The organism is Lysinibacillus composti (genome assembly GCF_016908465.1).
In the GTDB taxonomy this organism is placed as follows: domain Bacteria; phylum Bacillota; class Bacilli; order Bacillales_A; family Planococcaceae; genus Ureibacillus; species Ureibacillus composti_A.
In genome coordinates this window covers 53,008-69,445 of sequence record NZ_JAFBDY010000017.1, presented here as the reverse complement: position 1 = coordinate 69,445, position 16,438 = coordinate 53,008, and the positions used below count along the sequence as shown (strand labels likewise).

The window sequence follows — 16,438 nt, the reverse complement described above, 5'->3', positions numbered from 1 at the left end:
GGCGCTACGTTCTACCCCGACTACCGTTATAATAAGACCATATAGAAAAAGGTCAACCAGAAAAATCTGGCTAACCTTATATTACGAACGGGCGCATTTCCAGAGGATTGATCTGCATTTTTTTACATGTAAGAGCCAGATTGTTGATATCAACCTTGATCTAAATTGGATATTGTGAAGGTTTACACCTAAACTATTGGAGCAGGTTTGTGGAAGTAGTATAAGAAGAGTTTATAGAAAATTATAGCGTATTAAATCCTTTTATTTAGTAAATTAAAAGCCGATTGGTTATAAAAAACCAATCGGCTATGACTATGTTTAATACTTATTAAAGATTAATAACCTTTGCTTTACGTGCTTGTTTTTGAATGTAATTTCTTCATTGCGAATCTAGCGATGGGTTGTGCAATTAACAACTCAATCCAAAATGCTACACCAAAGTTCCTAAACCAACTATGAAAAAAGTTCTGGAAAGGTGCAAAGCTTATTTGTTTGGTACCAACCCAAGTTCCGATAAGTGTAAGAAGAATAGATAAGACTGTAACATTCAATAAAATATTAAATAAAATTCTAGCATTAAATCCATCTGTTTCTCCAACAAATTTTGGCATCACTTTACCAACTAATGGTCCCGCAACAAATCTTACTAATATAATGACGATAATCCACATAATCGGAATAACCTTTAAGGTTTCCAAGTAATTTTCCTTACTGAAACCGATTTCCATCCCCATAATAATAGGTGCAATAGTGTTGACTGAAATAATCGAAATAATCAACATAAATATTATGCCTTCTTTTGGGCTTTGAGGTAGTCTATCTTCTCTATACATATTTTCACCTTCCGAAAAATAAAAATTTCAGATGGCAGACGTATCATTCGACATATATTTTTGGATAGTAAAAATCGTACCAATATCTCTACACACTGATTATTTAATTTTAGCAGCTTTACAATTGAGTTACAGTCTTGAAAAAAAAGAATAGATGTGAGCAAAAGAGAATTGTGTTATTGAACTAAAGCAACTTTAGTTCAATAACCATCTACAATAATTGGGCGCTCTTGTAAAAGAAATTTAGTGAAGTAGCTGTTTGGGGTGGGGGTGAAGGGTGAACGCAATAAAAAGAGACTGTCGACCGAGGACCGTCTCCCTTGGCAATCATTTATTGCGGATGTAGACACTACCATAACCACAATTTATGTCCAAAAAGAAAATGAAAGTTGGGATAGTAAAAATCACCCGTTATTTTTACTATCATATTAAGCTATTCAAATACGTTTTATCTGCCTGAGTATATCACCTACTAAACAAATATATAATATTGTGCAGCAGCTTATTCCGCAATCGGGCGCCATTCTTGAGGAATTGGCGCTTATTTTATATTCTATGGGCCAAGTTGTGGAGCAACACAGTAATGGTATTATGCTAAAATTGAGAAGATATTGAGAAGAAAGGTACTTAAAGTAACGGGGCTTTTTAGTTTAAGAAATTCAGCTACTATATAAAATATTTTTTTGTCCAGACACTAATTTAGTGGGTGTATTTTGGGAGGAATGATTAAATTTTGCTTAATGTAGATATTAGTCAGTTTAAATGGAACGAAATAACAGAGAGAAAAATACGATATGATTCTAAATTGGCAGATTATAAATGTTGGTTGTTAAGAGATCAAAATCAAAGTCGAGTTTTGTTTCATATTATTAAAGAATCTTTTACAATGCAATTTAATGAATTTAATATAACTATTCCGGTAGGGAGTTATACAATTGCTTATTATTGGAAAAATCGTCCATATAATTTGTATTTTTGGAGAGATAAAAAAGGGAAGTATTTAGCTTCTTATTTTAACATAGTAAAAAATACAAAATTCGAAGAGAGAATGGTTTCATTTGAAGATTTAATTATAGATGTATTAGCACTCCCAAATGGTGAATACTTCATTTTGGATGAGTACGAATTACCTGAGGAACTGGAAAAATTCGAGAATGGTTCAGTTAAAAGTGCTTTAGAAACATTATTAAAATCAATTAATGACGTACTCTCTCAAACTATTGCGGAATCTGAAAGTATCTATAATCATAAAAGTTTTGCCCCACTTTTAGATAAGTGTTAGTGAGGACTTATTCAGCTAAAAGGCGCAATTCTGATGCAAGAATTGTGCTTTTTATATTGTAAGGAAGTATATTGAAATTTTGGACAGAAGAGTTTTAAAAAAGTAAAAGAGGTATTCAAATGAGTCTAGCTAGCTATATTGGTTGTAATGTAGAAATTCCATTTAGTGATGATCATGATGAATATAATGATTTCATGTATATTGGAGATTGTTTTTCAAGCGTTTATAACAAACAAAATGTGAAAGAATACCAATTTACTACACCTTTTGTATATGAAGTATCGAGTCATTGGGGAATTGAGATTTCTGAATATATGAACCCAAAAACGTGTGCTGAATCGAAAAAGAAGCTAATTGCATTATGTGAAATTATGGATAACTATCTTGAAAAGGGCGATTACTTTGAACTTTATAGTTGTTGGGTTGGTGAGGAAAAGGACAAAAGAGTTGGTGAAATAACTTTGAGAATCGACAACCTTAATGTTGATTTGATTGAAATGCCTGAAAAAACATTAGTACGAATTGAGAAATAATATTTTGTTCAACAATCGGGCGCTTTTGGGGATTTATATTGACGTTCTCCCTTTTGTTTTATCTTTGATAATGTCACAAGATATAATTACATAATAAACATTCAGAAATCCATGAGATATGTTTCCTCATGGATCTCTAATTAACTATTATTCAGTAACAGTAGTTTCAACTGTAGATGTATCATCAGTTGTAGTAGGTTCCTCTACCGCTGCAGTTGCATATCTATCTACTGATATCCACCAACCTTTAGGTTTAGTGTTGTCTTTCTTAAGTTCTATTATTAAACGTAAATCTTCGAAGATCATTTCACCTTCGGCAATTATTTTTGCATAGATTGTAGACTGATAACTGCCATTAATTTTACTTGTAATACTTGCATCTGCCCATTCAAAGATAGCTTTATCATTTAAAAACTCTTCTAATGATTTATTTACATCCTCGATGCTTAACCCTAAATCTGATATCTGTTTTCTTAAGTCATTATATGATTGATAGTGATAATCTTTTATACCCTTTTGCTCAACCTTGTAAATCATATTAGCAAACTGTGAACGATTAATAGGTTTATTAGGATACATGTTGCCATCACCGTAACCAATCATAATTCCTAAGTATTCTAGTGTTCCTAAGTCATCATTCCATTGTCCTTCATTATAAGAGTAACCATTATAAATATCGTTAGCATATCTATAATCAGATTCGGTACCATAAATATTTCTAATACTTCCATAGCCTTCATCATCAAGCAGTAAAATTCCATAAGCTTTTGTCAAAATACCTGCCATTTGACCACGAGTTAATGGGTCATTAATCCCAAATGTTCCATCGACTTTACCACCTAAAATGCCTTCATTTTGTAAAGCTGAAACATATGGATAGAATTGATGAGTTGTAGAAACATCTTTGAAGTGTGGATTGGCAGTATTTGCAACATCTAAACCAAGAACCTTTGCAAAAATACTAGCAAATTGACCACGAGTAATATTTTCATACGGTCTAAACTTAGGTAATGTTCTACTGATTGCATTTTGCTCTAGTAAATAATCAACAGAGTTGTAGAAATTATCATCTTTATTTATATCATTATAGTGTACTGTTGTTGCAGATGCTCCACTTATTGAAGAGAATAGTACTGTACAGGCTAATCCTGCTGTTGAAAATATTTTTGTTAGTTTTTTCATGTTTTCTTCACCTCAAGGTTAATAATAGTTTAATCTATAAATTTTATATAGTTCCATTATGTGGTAAAGTGTTCGAAAGTAACTATACTTTCGAATTCATAAAGTGCTTCAAAAAAACTACAGTCACTTCTTAATCTGTTAAACAGTAGGTGGGACATATCCAACTAATATAAGTTGGCCGTTATTCCAGAATAGGGCGTGATTCAAGAGTAGAATCGCACTCTTTTTGCTTTTAAGGGCCATATATACCACCCTGAAATGCTGGATACTTATGTTAAAATCTAAGTAAGATTTTGACATAAGGAGGAGAGTTAATGGATTTTTTAATTTTTTATGGAACTCCAATCATTGCAATATTTTTCTTCGTGAATTGTGTTTCTTTGGTAAAGAAGATTAAAAATGGTGATGAAAACACTGCAATTAATACTATTTTTGGAGCTATTATGTTTAGCTATATAATTTTCTCCTTAATCGGTGCAGGTTTTATGAACTAAAGGGGCAATAGTGAAGAAGAATTGAAAGATATAAAGATTGATAAATTGAATTAAATTTAAAAATAAGAAAGGGTGAAATTTGTGGCTGAAATGACTAGTGAAGAATATTTGCATGCTTATTGTCAGTTGATTTTATATGGATATTCAAGAGAAGAAGCTAAAAAAATTATGGAATCCATTAAAGAAAAAATGAAACCTGAATATATGAAATTTGAAGATATTATGCAGAAGCTAATTCCAGAATAGGGCGCTTTTCTGTAATAGAAGAGCGTCTTTTTTCATGAATAGGTCCATATTGTTGTTGAATGCGAGCTATGGACTTATCTATTATTTTAGAAGCATGAATTATAAAGTTCAGGATTTATGGTGGTGAAACTTATTATAAGTAGTGCGTTTTTTATGAGAAATATTAAAGTGCCAGTCCGATAGCAGACTGGCACTTATATTAATAGGTTTACAATATTAGAAACAATGTTTACTTACACAAAAAAGCTATCAAGTGAACAACTATTTAATCTTAATCTTAATTAGGCTATATTTATCTTGAACTAGGAGGGGGGTTTATCTAACGACTTTTTATTGTTAGCAGGGGCAACTATGATGCCTGTTGTTTCTTCAAAATCATATAAACTTGTAGGTAAATCAGTGAACAGCTCTAATTCATTGTAGGCTGGAATACCGTGATAAGACATATCTAATCCTTCTTCTTCTTCACGTACACTTGCTCTTAGACCCACTGTTAGCTCACATACCTTTGCAATAAAGGTTCCGCCGATCAGACCCCAGCCAACTACGACAATTGAGCCCAATAATTGTACTTTTATGAGAGAAAAATCACCAGTTGTAAAAAGACCTTGGGATGTATCGAACAATCCAACTGCAATCGTTCCAAATACTCCATTAAAACCGTGTACAGCCACAGCTCCAACAGGGTCATCTACTTTTAGAGCATCTACTAATAACGTAGCATAAATAACAATTACACCACTGGCAACGCCAATAATGATTGCACTCCATTGCGAAACAAATGCACATCCAGCAGTTATAGCTACTAAGCCTGCTAATACACCGTTAATCGTCATACTGGGGTCTGCTTTTCCAAACTTTTTCATTGTCATGAAGAGCGCAGCAGTACCGCCACTTGCACCAGCAAGAAGTGTATTAAGGGCAATCGTTGCAAGGGATGTATTGGATGCATCTAATGTGCTTCCAGCATTAAAAGCAAACCAACCGAACCATAAAACAAAAGCACCAGATGAAGCTAAAGGAATGTTACTAGGCGCAAATACATTCGTACTACCATCCGAATTAAATCTGCCTTTTCTTGGTCCTAATATTTTGGCTATCGCAAAAGCAACGAATCCACCAAGTGCGTGAATAGCAGAAGATCCTGCAAAATCCTTCATGCCCAGATTTGCTAACCAACCTTCGTTATTCCAAATCCAATGACCTGAAAGAGGATAGATGATCATACAAATCAGTACTACTGTTACAATATAGGCTTTAAAGCTCATCCGTTCGGCTACTGCACCTGAAACAATCGAGATACTAGCAACTGCAAATCCCATTTGAAATAGAACAAAAGCTGCACTAGGCAATTCAATTGATAAGGAAATTTTTTCTGGATTACCAAAGAGACTTGTCCCCATCAATCCAAATGCATCTTCCCCATACATAATGCCAAAACCAATGAGCCAAAAAGCTAAGATGCCAACTGTTAAATCTACAAAAATCTTCATCGTAACATTGACAGCATTTTTAGTTCGAACCAAACCGGATTCTAGTAAACAAAATCCACCCTCCATGAATAGGACCATTGCTGCAGCTAGCACAATCCATACTGTATTTAAGTATATTAGTTCCATGTTATTTACCCCTCCGGATTTGCTAAATCATCTATACTTAGATCTGCCTCACCAGTCTTAATGTTATAGGCTTCTAGAATAGGATACACATAAATTTTGCCATCCCCATCTTCACCTGTCTGTGCAGAAGCAACAATTGTCTCAATTGTTTGCTTGACCATATAATCGGAAAGAACAATCTCCAATTTAATTTTAGGGCGTAGAGTTACTTTGTAATTTTTTCCCCTATAAACCCCTTGAGTTTCTTTTTGTTTCCCTCTTCCAACTGCTTGGGATACTGTGAAGCCTGTAATCCCTATATTCTTTAATCCTTTTAACGTATCAGTCAGCTTTTCAGGTCTTATGATTGCTTCGATTTTTTTCATTTTTGCCCCCTGATTATGTTAAATTTTTATTGTACTAATATAGTATATTTTTTTCATATATCCAATATCGATATTAGATTATACCTATCGTAAAAGAATATTTAATGCCAGAGAGGATTGGCTTTATCAAGTTGAAAAATCGGCACTTAAGAAGGTTGGATGTCTATATTTTCTAACACAAACGGACTTTTTTAATAAGTTCGTTTTTTACATTCAAGTTGTTATGCAATGGTTAACATTCAATTGTATTGTTATATAGGAGAAAATAAATAACGTTCCTAAATTCAAGTTTAGTATTACGCGAGGAGAACCTCACAATTAGTAAATGAGGACTTTTGTTATTAGATAAAAGGATTTAAATTAAATAAGCCCCCTACTATCTTAAAAGTAGGGGGCAAGTATGTTTATTATGCAATTGGTTTTAAAATGTAAGTAATCTATGAGATTGTCTTCAATTTTTCATGACTGAAAATCATAATGTTTAAGTCTGCCATCTTCCATTCGATACACTTTATCACAGTATTCCAGCATTCGTTCGTCATGGGTAACCATAATTGCCGCTTTGTTTCTTGTTTTTGTTTCTTTGGCTATGAGCTGAACCACTTCATGTGCTCTTTTTGAATCTAGACTTGCTGTTGGCTCATCTGCCAGAATAATAGATGGGTTGTTTATAAAAGCACGAGCAATTGCCGTACGCTGGCGTTCTCCTCCAGATAACTGTTCAGGTAATTTTTCAAGTTTTGCTGCTAAACCAAGACTCTGTAGTAATTCCTTTGCATATTCCTCATCCTGTTTTAAAAGTTTCCCAGCCATTCTTTTCACTACAAGTAATTGTTCCAGAACATTTAAATAGGGTACAAGATTACTGGTTTGCAGGATAAATCCGATTTCTTCCAGCCGCAATCGTACTAAATCCTTAGATCTTAATTCATTAAGATTTTTACTGTTAACGATGACCTCACCTTTAGAAGGTTGGAGTAATGCACCTGCAGTCGCCAGAAATGTACTTTTTCCTGAACCTGAAGGGCCAATGACGGCAATAAACTCGCCTTGTTCCACAGTTAAGGAGACATCATCGAGCGCAAGAACTTGATTTTCACCCTGTTGATACAGCTTAGTGACATTTTTAAATTGTATTCCTGACATTATTCCATCCTCCCAATCGCTTGAAGTGGGTCTATTTTTGTTATTTTTCGAACGGATACCAATGAACTTAAAACCGAAATGCCAAGTAATAAAAGGGCATAAAGGACAACTAATTTCAGATCAAGTGAAAACGGCATTTCATTCGGAAGAATAAGGGCTGTCCCATAGGTTAACAAGATTCCTAAGACAATGCTAATGGATGATAATAAAAATACTTGCGATACAATAGCTCTTCCAAGGAAACGATTGCTGGCGCCGATAGCTTTCAATATGCCAAACTGATTTGATTTTTGCAATGTTAGTACGTAGAAGAATACTCCCAGAACAAAAGCAGAAATGGCCAAAAGGAAAGCGAGCATCATCATAATTGTGCCATTCTCTTCTTTATATCCGGGCATTCCCTGTATGGCTGTGGCCTTAGTTACTGTTTCCGTATTGTTGAATAACTGATTTATTTCCTCAGAGTCGATCTTTTCCCCTTGCAGCATAATTGCATTTACAGGTTTCTCAATGCCTTTATCAGAACCAGGTGCTGAAAATTGAATTGAACGCCATTCATCCAAGGTAGTAAAAATTGCAGGTAAATGATTGTATGTTTCATTTTTAACGAACCCAACAATTTTTATTTTTTCAAGTGATCCTTCAATCTGCAGCGTATCACCAATCTTAAAGCCCTTTTTCTTTAAAGTATCATTAGCGATAACCTCCAAAGGCTCGTTTGTTTGAAGGGGTTTTCCTTCTATTACTTTAGGTTCCAGAAAACTACCGGGATTAATCCCTAATAGGGCGATATCTACTTTTTCACTTTTATTCGAGTCTGAATTATTTATTACTGTTCCCATAGTTGCACCCATTGCTGATGCAGCTGAAACACTAGGTTGGCTTTCTAGTTCCTCTACCAACGATTCACTCAATAACGATCGGCTCATAGAGGATCTTGCCCCCTCTTCAAACGTCACATAATCAGCATCCATATTTTTAAATGTTGCCGCACTAAGAGTGGAAAGGCCGTTACCCAGTCCAGATAAGATGAATACCAGCCAGGCAATCAGGACAGTTATAACACCAATCATTAGAAATCGTAATTTACCATGCTTTAACTCTCTAATTGCAAGAAACAATGAAAGTCACTCCTTTATCGTAAATAATAATAGTCACGTTTGACTAACGAAAGTATATTAGTATTTTATTGATTAGTCAATCGTGACTATGTAACTAAAAAAGAAAATCTATTATTGAGATTCAAAAGGAACCCTCCGTCGGTTCCTATGATTCTTTTGGATAAAAAATAAAACTGATTGAACTAGATGTTGAATGGAATTTCAAAAAAGGCGATTTCTGCTTCTAACATGGTAATCTTATGTTTGACTGCAAGATTAACACCTGTTCGTATTCCATGTGCAAATACTAATTCGTGAAGAAAAAATGTACGGGATAGCAAATATGTATATGCAAAAATGAGGATGATGCACTTGAAGTGTTTCAAGAAAGCCTTTAATACAATACCTTGAAAAATAATGATTATTTCTTCAGGTTTGATCTAGTTATATTTATGTGCACTTTAGGAGGGAAATGGAAGAATAATGGAATAATAATCCTCTATTTATCTTTAAAGGGACTTGGTATATTTATAATGTCTGTGAAAGAGAAAACTGAAATGGTTAATTACTTGCTTATAAAGTAAATAACCATGGTATATACGTTAGTTACTGCACCAATGGAGGAAGTTATTTTTGAATCAATATATAGTTTATTATACTCTAGATTGTAACATTATACGTGAGAGAATAGTAAGAGATTTGGATGTTAAGAAAGAAGATGTTGTACAGGAAGTTTTAGAAAAGGTCAACCAAAGTAAGTACCTTATAGTAAAAAGTGACAAGGGGGATTTCAAAGTGAAATCTTCCTTAATTCGTTATGTTATGGTTAGGACTCGAAATCTAGATAATTAATCAATTCAGAGGAGCATCATGACTTGATTCTTTATAGAAACTAGTAGATGAGGATTGGTTAATACTTTGAAAGGAGTTTAAATATGAATAATGATTTAAATGATGATTTTATTCAGGCATTAATGGTTTCCCTTCAAGACGAAAGGATCATCGAAAAGATAAAAGTAATAGCAGAAGCCAGCTCGTCTAATCAAATGAGGGAAACTAAGGAACTCTTGATAGAAAAAGAAAAAGAAATAGCCAGGCTCCAACAAGAGATTGAGTCGAAAAAAGAGGAAATTAATCAGTATCAAATAGAGTCCAGGCATTTACATAAGAAATTGGAATCCTATTTTAATGAATTACAGAAGAGAAGAACAGACTATCGGGAAGCAGAAGAACTTTACGAGGCTGTTCAACAATTATCGGAAACTACTAAAAAATCCTTAAAAGGAATCTTCAAGGGCGATACTGTACAGGATTTTATTGTCTGCGGTGTACAGTATGAAAACATTTCATCTTTGTGGGATTTTATTAAAAACGAGATTATGGAAGGACGGGAGCTGGAACGAGAGATTTTGCTCTCCCTTTTTGAGTATTTCTTTCAAGAATACAGTAAAACATTCGATACCCCTTTATATAAAAGGCAGGAAGCGAAGTTAAATGAGGTCTTCAGAGAGGACTTGTATATAAGAGCCCCTCATAGCCAAGTATCGGGGGATATTACGGACATCCTGCTGCCGGGATATGTAAGTATTAATGGGAAGATTATAAAAAAATCCATTGTGAGAATCTAGTAGGCGAAAAAGAGAATAACAAATAAGGAGAAATCATAATGACATCGATTACTGTTCCAAAGATAGAAGAAGGCGTTGAAAAAATTCTTCTTATGCATTGGTATAAAAAGCCTGGTGATTATATTGTGGTAGGGGAAGCCTTAGCCAAATTTAAACATGAGGACATCGAATTTGACCTTTTTTCAGAAAAAGAAGGTACCCTTAAAGACTTGTACATAGAGGAATTCAATTTAGTCAAGATTGGTAATCCAATCTGTTATATAGAGCCTGATGATGCTCAGTCAGAAGAATCTTTTAAAGAAGTGGAAAAACAAGAAACAATTGAAGATAAAGAAGAAACCCTTGAGGGCGAAACAAGTTTAGCTGCGGAAAATACGATAGACAGCTCTATTCACTTAATAAATAAGAACGAGAAGCAGGATCTATATCTATTTTCACCGGATGCACAAACTGTTCCGATCACTTCCATATCAATGACTTATAAAGAAGCGAGATCTTTAATCAAAGACCTATATCAGAGGGCAGAACAAATCTTCTTTAAGGATGAATCAATCTTCTTTCAAGAGATTAAAAAGATGCTCCGTTCCAGATGGGTTTATATGAATAACATAAACGTTGTCTACGATCATAACATTGCAGCTTTATTTCCATATAGAAATTACTATGAATTAATAGACGAAGAATTTGATTACACAAAGCATTTGGACATTTCCGGTTTCAAAGGAGATGCCATGACACAGGAAGAAGTTACTAAAAGTTTTAATACAACCGATCACCCTGTATTTAAGAAAATAGTTGCTTTAGAAGACTTTTCCGCGAATAAACATTCTTCGGTTACAAGGTTATTTGCCACCCAAACAACTAATTTCCCTAACTCAATCGCGTTTAAATCCAATGAGTATGACATTCAAAGTTTCGATGTAGTAAATCAAAAAAACAATTCGCAGGGGAAAGGATTTTTCGTTCCTATTTTCCGTTTAAATGGTGAAAATACCTTTGAAATCGACGATCAAACGGTTCTACGGTTATGGCTAGAAAACAAATTTGTACCAAGGGGATTAAGTACGGAACGCCAGAAGGAGTATGATTACTTGCTGGCATTGTACCAATTAAAGGATTTAAAGAATAGTGAATTACAAAATGAATTGTCATCCATTTCTATTGATTCCCAGTCCTTTTATGAGAAACTTTTAAACTCTGAAAAAGTAAGAGCAGATATTGATCCGTATGATGAAAAGATGTTAACAGATCCAAACCGAGGCCATTGGGATTTATGGCCAACCCATAAGGAAGAAAAACCTTTAACGATAAAACTGAAGAATGAAATAATGGCCGGAAACCCTAAAATGGATATTAGGGAGGATGGCATAGTTGGAATTGATTTTGGAACTAAAAGTACAGTGGTCGTTTATCAAGAAGCAAGTGAACTTACTCTTCCTATGCGTATAGGCATTGGGTACCTTAATTCGGAAGTACAAGACTGGCACTATGAAAATCCAACCGTGATTGAATTTATTGATTTAGAGCAGTTCCTAGAGCTTTATCAAGAAAAAGAAGGAAGACCAGAAACCAGATGGCAGGATGTGACGGTTTCCCACAATGCTCTTAACAGCTTGATGAATGGAAAGAGTGACCATTATTATTCAATTTTAAATAATCTAAAGCAGTGGGCGGGAGAAAAGAAAAAACAACTCCGATTAAGAGACAAGAAAGGGTATGCCGTTTTATTACGTTCCTTCTTAGACTTAACCGAGGAGGAAATTAACCCAATTGAGATATACGCTTATTACCTCGGTTTGTATATCAACAACCAGCACAATGGAATTTACCTGGACTACACCTTGGCATTCCCGGTGACATATGAAAAAGAAGTAAGAGATAAAATTCTAAAAAGTTTTGAGCGTGGGTTAAAAAAGACGCTTCCTATGCCGGTGCAGCAGGATGAAGAGTTAATGAAAAAATTCCGTGTCACGGGTGGGGCAACTGAACCTGCAGCCTATGCTATTTGTGCCTTGCAAGAATACGGGTTTGAACCTGAAGGTGATGACGTAACGTACTATGGAGTGTTTGATTTTGGTGGAGGTACAACAGATTTTGATTTTGGTATTTGGCGTGAGGCGGGCTTGAAAGAAAGAAGATATGACTATGTCATTGAGCATTTTTCATCGGGCGGGGATCGTTACTTAGGTGGAGAGAACATCCTAGAGCTATTGGCATTCCAAGTGTTTAAAAATAACCAAAAAACAATGCGTGAGTACAATATTTCTTTTACTCTCCCAGCTGAATGTGAGAAATTTCCCGGAAGTGAGACGCTGATTAATGAATCACAGGAATCCTATTTAAATATGAAACAATTGGTAGAAAAAATAAGGCCTCTTTGGGAAAAACATGAAGGGTATGAAGAAGAGTTTGAAAGAGGCATGATCAGGGTAGATCTGTTTGACAAAGCCGGCCATGCAAAACTTAATGTGGAAATTTTGATTGATCAAGATGAGTTGGAACAAATCATTGAGAAAAGAATTGAAAAAGGCATTCATAACTTCTTTGAGTCTTTAAGACGTGCTTTTACTCAGTCAGAATCTAGCAAAATCAAGAAAATAAATATACTGCTTGCGGGTAATTCAGGTAAATCCCCGGTTGTGATGAATCTATTTAATAAATGGATTGAAACGGAAGTACAAAATACTCTAAACTGGCCAGATGTGTCTGGAGATCTTTTTGAGATTTTTCCACCACTGGGGACAGAAGATGCTTATTTAAAGCAAGAAGAGAGGAACATAGTAGTTAACCGAGATGTTTTTACTGCTCCTACAGGAAAAACAGGTGTTGCCTTTGGACTTGTACAAAGCAGAAAAGGCGGAAATGTTAAGGTTATAGACCGAAATATGGAAAATGATGTATTGAAGTTTAAGTACTTTCTTGGCATGGGGAAAAAGGGTAAATTCAAAACAGTGATTGATCAAGAAGATAAGTATAACATTTGGCATTTATTCATTGATGCGTCTGAAGAAGATTTTGAGATTTATTACACAAGTCTACCGGAAGCTAGTACCAACCAACTTGATATTAAACAGGTTCAGCGTAAAAAGCTTCGAATCGAGCATGTAGATGATTCAGCTTTCATTTATATTCGGACCGTTAGCCCATCTGTTATCGAATATGTTGTGGCAGACGAAGACTCAATTGTAAATAATGTTTATTTAAGTGAAATTACTAAAGTGGAATTAAGTTAGTATATACTGCGGTAAAACACAATACGTTGTTTTATATTGCTTTTAAGTGTATTAAAGTAGGTTTTGAAAAACTATATCTATCGCCTTTTTGGGGTATACAATTACTAAGAAAACAGGGTAATTCTTTTAGAATTACCCTGTTTTCTATATTCGTTATCCTACATTTCATCGTATTAGGTTACATTTTACTTCCTCTTGATGTTAACGCTCAAGTTCAACCACCTGTTCTAATTCTTTTGTTTCAATATTTTCTTCGTACTGTTGATTTGTACTTTGTTTAGTTTGAACTAAGGACCCAATGAACATCACTAAGGCACCTGCTATTAGGCCGAATATAATCGCGTTTAGGGATGAAACACCTTCAATAATTAAATCTCCTATAACGACGACAGCACTTATAATTATAGATGTTAAGGTCACTTTAGCAGATACATTTTTAAAGAAAAGAGCAGCTATTACAGGTATGAAAATACTACCGGATAATAGAGCATAGGCAACATCTAACGCCACAATAATATCTTGTAAGACGAGTGAAATGAAGATAGCGATACCACCAACTACTAATGTGACAATGCGAGTTAATTTAATTATGTCCTTATCTGATCTAATTTTCTTAGATCTTGATAGGATAAAGTCATTTACGATGATAGTTGAAGAAGCCATAATTGTACCTGATGCAGTAGACATAACTGCAGAAGAAACAGCTGCTAGCAAGACACCAACCAAACCTGTCGGAAGAACTGTCAGAACTAATTGAGGTAGTGCTTGCTGTGGGTCAGATAACCCAGGTAAGACAACGCTAGCTACCATGCCAATGACGGCTCCAGCAATTCCGTAAATGATGCAAAGAACGCCTGCATAAATAGTTCCTCTTCTTAGGGTTTTCTCATTTTTGGCTGTAAAGGCTCTCTGCCAAATATCCTGTCCAATCATCATACCGAAGAAGTAGAGAAGGAAGTATGCAAAAATTGCTTTCCCTCCGACATTTGTTAGGCTTAAAAATTCAGGGTTTACTCTATTAGATATTTCCGCTAACCCACCAGCATGGAAGATTCCCATTGGCATGAGAATGAGGATAATTCCAATAAACATAATCCAGAACTGGATAACGTCGGTTAGAGTAACAGCCCACATTCCACCAAGCATTGTATAAAGAACAACAATCACTCCACCGACGAGGATTGAGTTGACACTACTCCATCCGAATAGAGCAGTGAACATAACACCAATAGCTACAATAGCTGTTACTGATACCATGATATCGTATACAGTCATAATCAATCCGCTTATATAACGGCTACTTTTACCAAATCTGTTCCCTAATAGTTCACTTACACTGAAAATTTTTAGTTTGCTTAGCTTTCCTGAAAAGAAAATCCCCATTCCCAAAATACCTAAGCCAATCATTGCGACCAGCCAAAGACCGGAAATCCCATATTGATATCCCAATGTAGAGCTTCCGAATGTAGAGGCTCCCCCTAAAACAACAGCGGTCATTGCGGGAACATATAAGCCGTATCCTAACCTTCGTCCTGCCACTAAGAAATCAGTTTCATTGCTAATCTTCTTTAAACTGATAACCCCTATGCCAATTAACATAAGGAAGTAGACAAGAATAATCCCATAGTCAAGAAATGATAGCATCAAAAGCTCCTTTCCTTTTTAGAACGTTATTTGTATTTGTGCTTACAATTGTTTAGGTAACTTATCCTTGAATAACACTTTCACTTGGTGAGCTGTTTTGTGGGATTGCTCTTTTATTCCAAGCGACTAATGAAATAAATTCGAAGCACACATTAGCTGCTGCAAGGCTAGTAACTTTTGCAGGATCACGATCAGGAAGGACTTCGACACAATCAAATCCTACGATATTTAATCCCTTTAACTGTCGAACAAATTGCTGGGCATCATATGTGCTGAACCCACCAACTTCAGGTGTTCCAGTTCCTGGGGCAAAAACAGGGTCCAGAAAATCAACATCAAAGCTTACGAAGACAGGGTTATTCCCGACTCTTTCTTTAATTGCATCACCTAATTCTGTTGGAGTCATGCCTTTTAATGTGTGAGTTGTAATAACTTTATAGCCTAAATCTTCGGCATCTTTTATATCTTGTGGTTTGTAGAGGCTTCCTCTCATACCAATCTGGATGGATTTTGACGTATCAACAATCCCTTCTTCAGCGGCCCGGCGAAATACTGTCCCATGAGTGTATTTCTTTCCAAAATAAGAATCCCAAGTATCTCCATGCGAATCAAAGTGAACCAAGCTAATTTTTCCATACCGATTAGCCATTGCCCGCAGATGTGGAAGTGAAACAGAATGATCCCCACCGATTAAGATAGGAACTACATCATTGGCTAGTAGTGGTTCAAGTTGAGATTCAATTAATTGATAAGAATCCTCTATATATCCAGGGTTTACAGCAAGGTCTCCGTAGTCAACACCAGAGCAATATTCAAAAATATCGATTTCTAAACCTGGATTGTAAGGACGGATAAGCGCTGACATAGAGCGGACTGCTTCCGGACCAAATCGTGTACCAATTGCAAAGCTTGCGCCAGTATCAAATGGAACCCCAATCACTGCAAAATCAATATCTTCTGTTGTTTGTACATGTGGCAATCTCATAAAGGTCTTAATACCGCTAAATCGTGGATAAACTTGTGAATCAACTGGCACATATTTCTTTGACATGAAAAGTCCCCCTTAAAAAATGGATTTGCTTAAATTAAAGCAAGAACCATGCCAAACAAAGAATGCGATTAAATCGGGTAAT

The 16,438-nt window shown here is 35.2% G+C and carries 14 protein-coding genes; 6 read left to right on the top strand and 8 right to left on the bottom strand.

The window, feature by feature from the left end; all coding sequences use genetic code 11:
- Positions 1–350: 350 nt before the first annotated feature.
- A complete protein-coding gene (locus JOD29_RS15400; RefSeq protein WP_124766351.1) occupies positions 351–833 on the bottom strand; it encodes a DUF2798 domain-containing protein in 483 nt (160 codons plus the stop codon).
- A 733-nt stretch (positions 834–1,566) separates the two neighbouring features.
- On the opposite strand from JOD29_RS15400, the gene JOD29_RS15395 reads away from it, so the two are divergent.
- Positions 1,567–2,115, top strand: a complete 549-nt coding sequence (locus JOD29_RS15395; protein ID WP_239585751.1) for a DUF402 domain-containing protein — start codon at positions 1,567–1,569, stop codon at positions 2,113–2,115.
- Positions 2,116–2,234: 119 nt separating this feature from the next.
- Positions 2,235–2,648 (top strand): hypothetical protein, encoded by a 414-nt coding sequence (locus JOD29_RS15390; RefSeq protein ID WP_124766350.1) that lies wholly within the window; start codon positions 2,235–2,237, stop codon positions 2,646–2,648.
- A 147-nt stretch (positions 2,649–2,795) separates the two neighbouring features.
- Here the strand turns inward: JOD29_RS15390 and JOD29_RS15385 are convergent, their stop codons facing one another.
- Positions 2,796–3,830: an S-layer homology domain-containing protein gene (locus JOD29_RS15385; protein ID WP_124766349.1), complete on the bottom strand. Its 1,035-nt coding sequence runs from the start codon at positions 3,828–3,830 to the stop codon at positions 2,796–2,798.
- Positions 3,831–4,144: 314 nt separating this feature from the next.
- On the opposite strand from JOD29_RS15385, the gene JOD29_RS15380 reads away from it, so the two are divergent.
- Together JOD29_RS15380 and JOD29_RS15375 are read left to right on the top strand one after the other, a co-directional pair.
- On the top strand, positions 4,145–4,324 hold the full coding sequence (locus JOD29_RS15380) for a hypothetical protein (protein WP_124766348.1): 180 nt from the start codon (positions 4,145–4,147) through the stop codon (positions 4,322–4,324).
- Positions 4,325–4,405: 81 nt separating this feature from the next.
- Entirely contained in the window at positions 4,406–4,570 is a 165-nt protein-coding gene (locus JOD29_RS15375) for a hypothetical protein (RefSeq protein WP_158610585.1), read from the top strand.
- 302 nt (positions 4,571–4,872) lie between these two features.
- Here JOD29_RS15375 and JOD29_RS15370 read toward each other — a convergent pair whose 3' ends face one another.
- The 4 genes from JOD29_RS15370 to JOD29_RS15355 form a co-directional block, all read right to left on the bottom strand.
- Positions 4,873–6,189 (bottom strand): ammonium transporter, encoded by a 1,317-nt coding sequence (locus JOD29_RS15370; protein ID WP_124766347.1) that lies wholly within the window; start codon positions 6,187–6,189, stop codon positions 4,873–4,875.
- 5 nt (positions 6,190–6,194) lie between these two features.
- Entirely contained in the window at positions 6,195–6,554 is a 360-nt protein-coding gene (locus JOD29_RS15365; protein ID WP_124766346.1) for a P-II family nitrogen regulator, read from the bottom strand.
- Between the two features lie 459 nt (positions 6,555–7,013).
- Positions 7,014–7,700 (bottom strand): ABC transporter ATP-binding protein, encoded by a 687-nt coding sequence (locus JOD29_RS15360; protein ID WP_124766345.1) that lies wholly within the window; start codon positions 7,698–7,700, stop codon positions 7,014–7,016.
- Complete coding sequence (locus JOD29_RS15355) at positions 7,700–8,821, bottom strand: ABC transporter permease (RefSeq protein WP_124766344.1); 1,122 nt, start codon at positions 8,819–8,821, stop codon at positions 7,700–7,702. Before JOD29_RS15355 ends, JOD29_RS15360 begins: the two co-directional genes overlap by 1 nt.
- 914 nt (positions 8,822–9,735) lie before the next feature.
- On the opposite strand from JOD29_RS15355, the gene JOD29_RS15350 reads away from it, so the two are divergent.
- Entirely contained in the window at positions 9,736–10,428 is a 693-nt protein-coding gene (locus tag JOD29_RS15350; protein ID WP_124766343.1) for a coiled-coil domain-containing protein, read from the top strand.
- Positions 10,429–10,466: 38 nt separating this feature from the next.
- A complete protein-coding gene (locus JOD29_RS15345; RefSeq protein WP_124766342.1) occupies positions 10,467–13,661 on the top strand; it encodes a biotin/lipoyl-containing protein in 3,195 nt (1,064 codons plus the stop codon).
- A 201-nt stretch (positions 13,662–13,862) separates the two neighbouring features.
- Here the strand turns inward: JOD29_RS15345 and JOD29_RS15340 are convergent, their stop codons facing one another.
- On the bottom strand, positions 13,863–15,305 hold the full coding sequence (locus tag JOD29_RS15340; protein ID WP_124766341.1) for a sodium:solute symporter family protein: 1,443 nt from the start codon (positions 15,303–15,305) through the stop codon (positions 13,863–13,865).
- A gap of 61 nt (positions 15,306–15,366) precedes the next feature.
- Positions 15,367–16,356 (bottom strand): agmatinase, encoded by a 990-nt coding sequence (gene speB / locus JOD29_RS15335; protein WP_124766340.1) that lies wholly within the window; start codon positions 16,354–16,356, stop codon positions 15,367–15,369.
- Positions 16,357–16,438: the final 82 nt, after the last annotated feature.

Coding starts and splice junctions, on each gene's coding strand:
- JOD29_RS15350 (WP_124766343.1), top strand. CDS start 9,736: ATGAATAATGATTTAAATGATGATTTTATTCAGGCATTAATGGTTTCC.
- JOD29_RS15370 (WP_124766347.1), bottom strand. CDS start 6,189: ATGGAACTAATATACTTAAATACAGTATGGATTGTGCTAGCTGCAGCA.
- JOD29_RS15380 (WP_124766348.1), top strand. CDS start 4,145: ATGGATTTTTTAATTTTTTATGGAACTCCAATCATTGCAATATTTTTC.
- JOD29_RS15400 (WP_124766351.1), bottom strand. CDS start 833: ATGTATAGAGAAGATAGACTACCTCAAAGCCCAAAAGAAGGCATAATA.
- JOD29_RS15385 (WP_124766349.1), bottom strand. CDS start 3,830: ATGAAAAAACTAACAAAAATATTTTCAACAGCAGGATTAGCCTGTACA.
- JOD29_RS15360 (WP_124766345.1), bottom strand. CDS start 7,700: ATGTCAGGAATACAATTTAAAAATGTCACTAAGCTGTATCAACAGGGT.
- JOD29_RS15340 (WP_124766341.1), bottom strand. CDS start 15,305: ATGCTATCATTTCTTGACTATGGGATTATTCTTGTCTACTTCCTTATG.
- JOD29_RS15390 (WP_124766350.1), top strand. CDS start 2,235: ATGAGTCTAGCTAGCTATATTGGTTGTAATGTAGAAATTCCATTTAGT.
- JOD29_RS15365 (WP_124766346.1), bottom strand. CDS start 6,554: ATGAAAAAAATCGAAGCAATCATAAGACCTGAAAAGCTGACTGATACG.
- JOD29_RS15345 (WP_124766342.1), top strand. CDS start 10,467: ATGACATCGATTACTGTTCCAAAGATAGAAGAAGGCGTTGAAAAAATT.
- speB (WP_124766340.1), bottom strand. CDS start 16,356: ATGTCAAAGAAATATGTGCCAGTTGATTCACAAGTTTATCCACGATTT.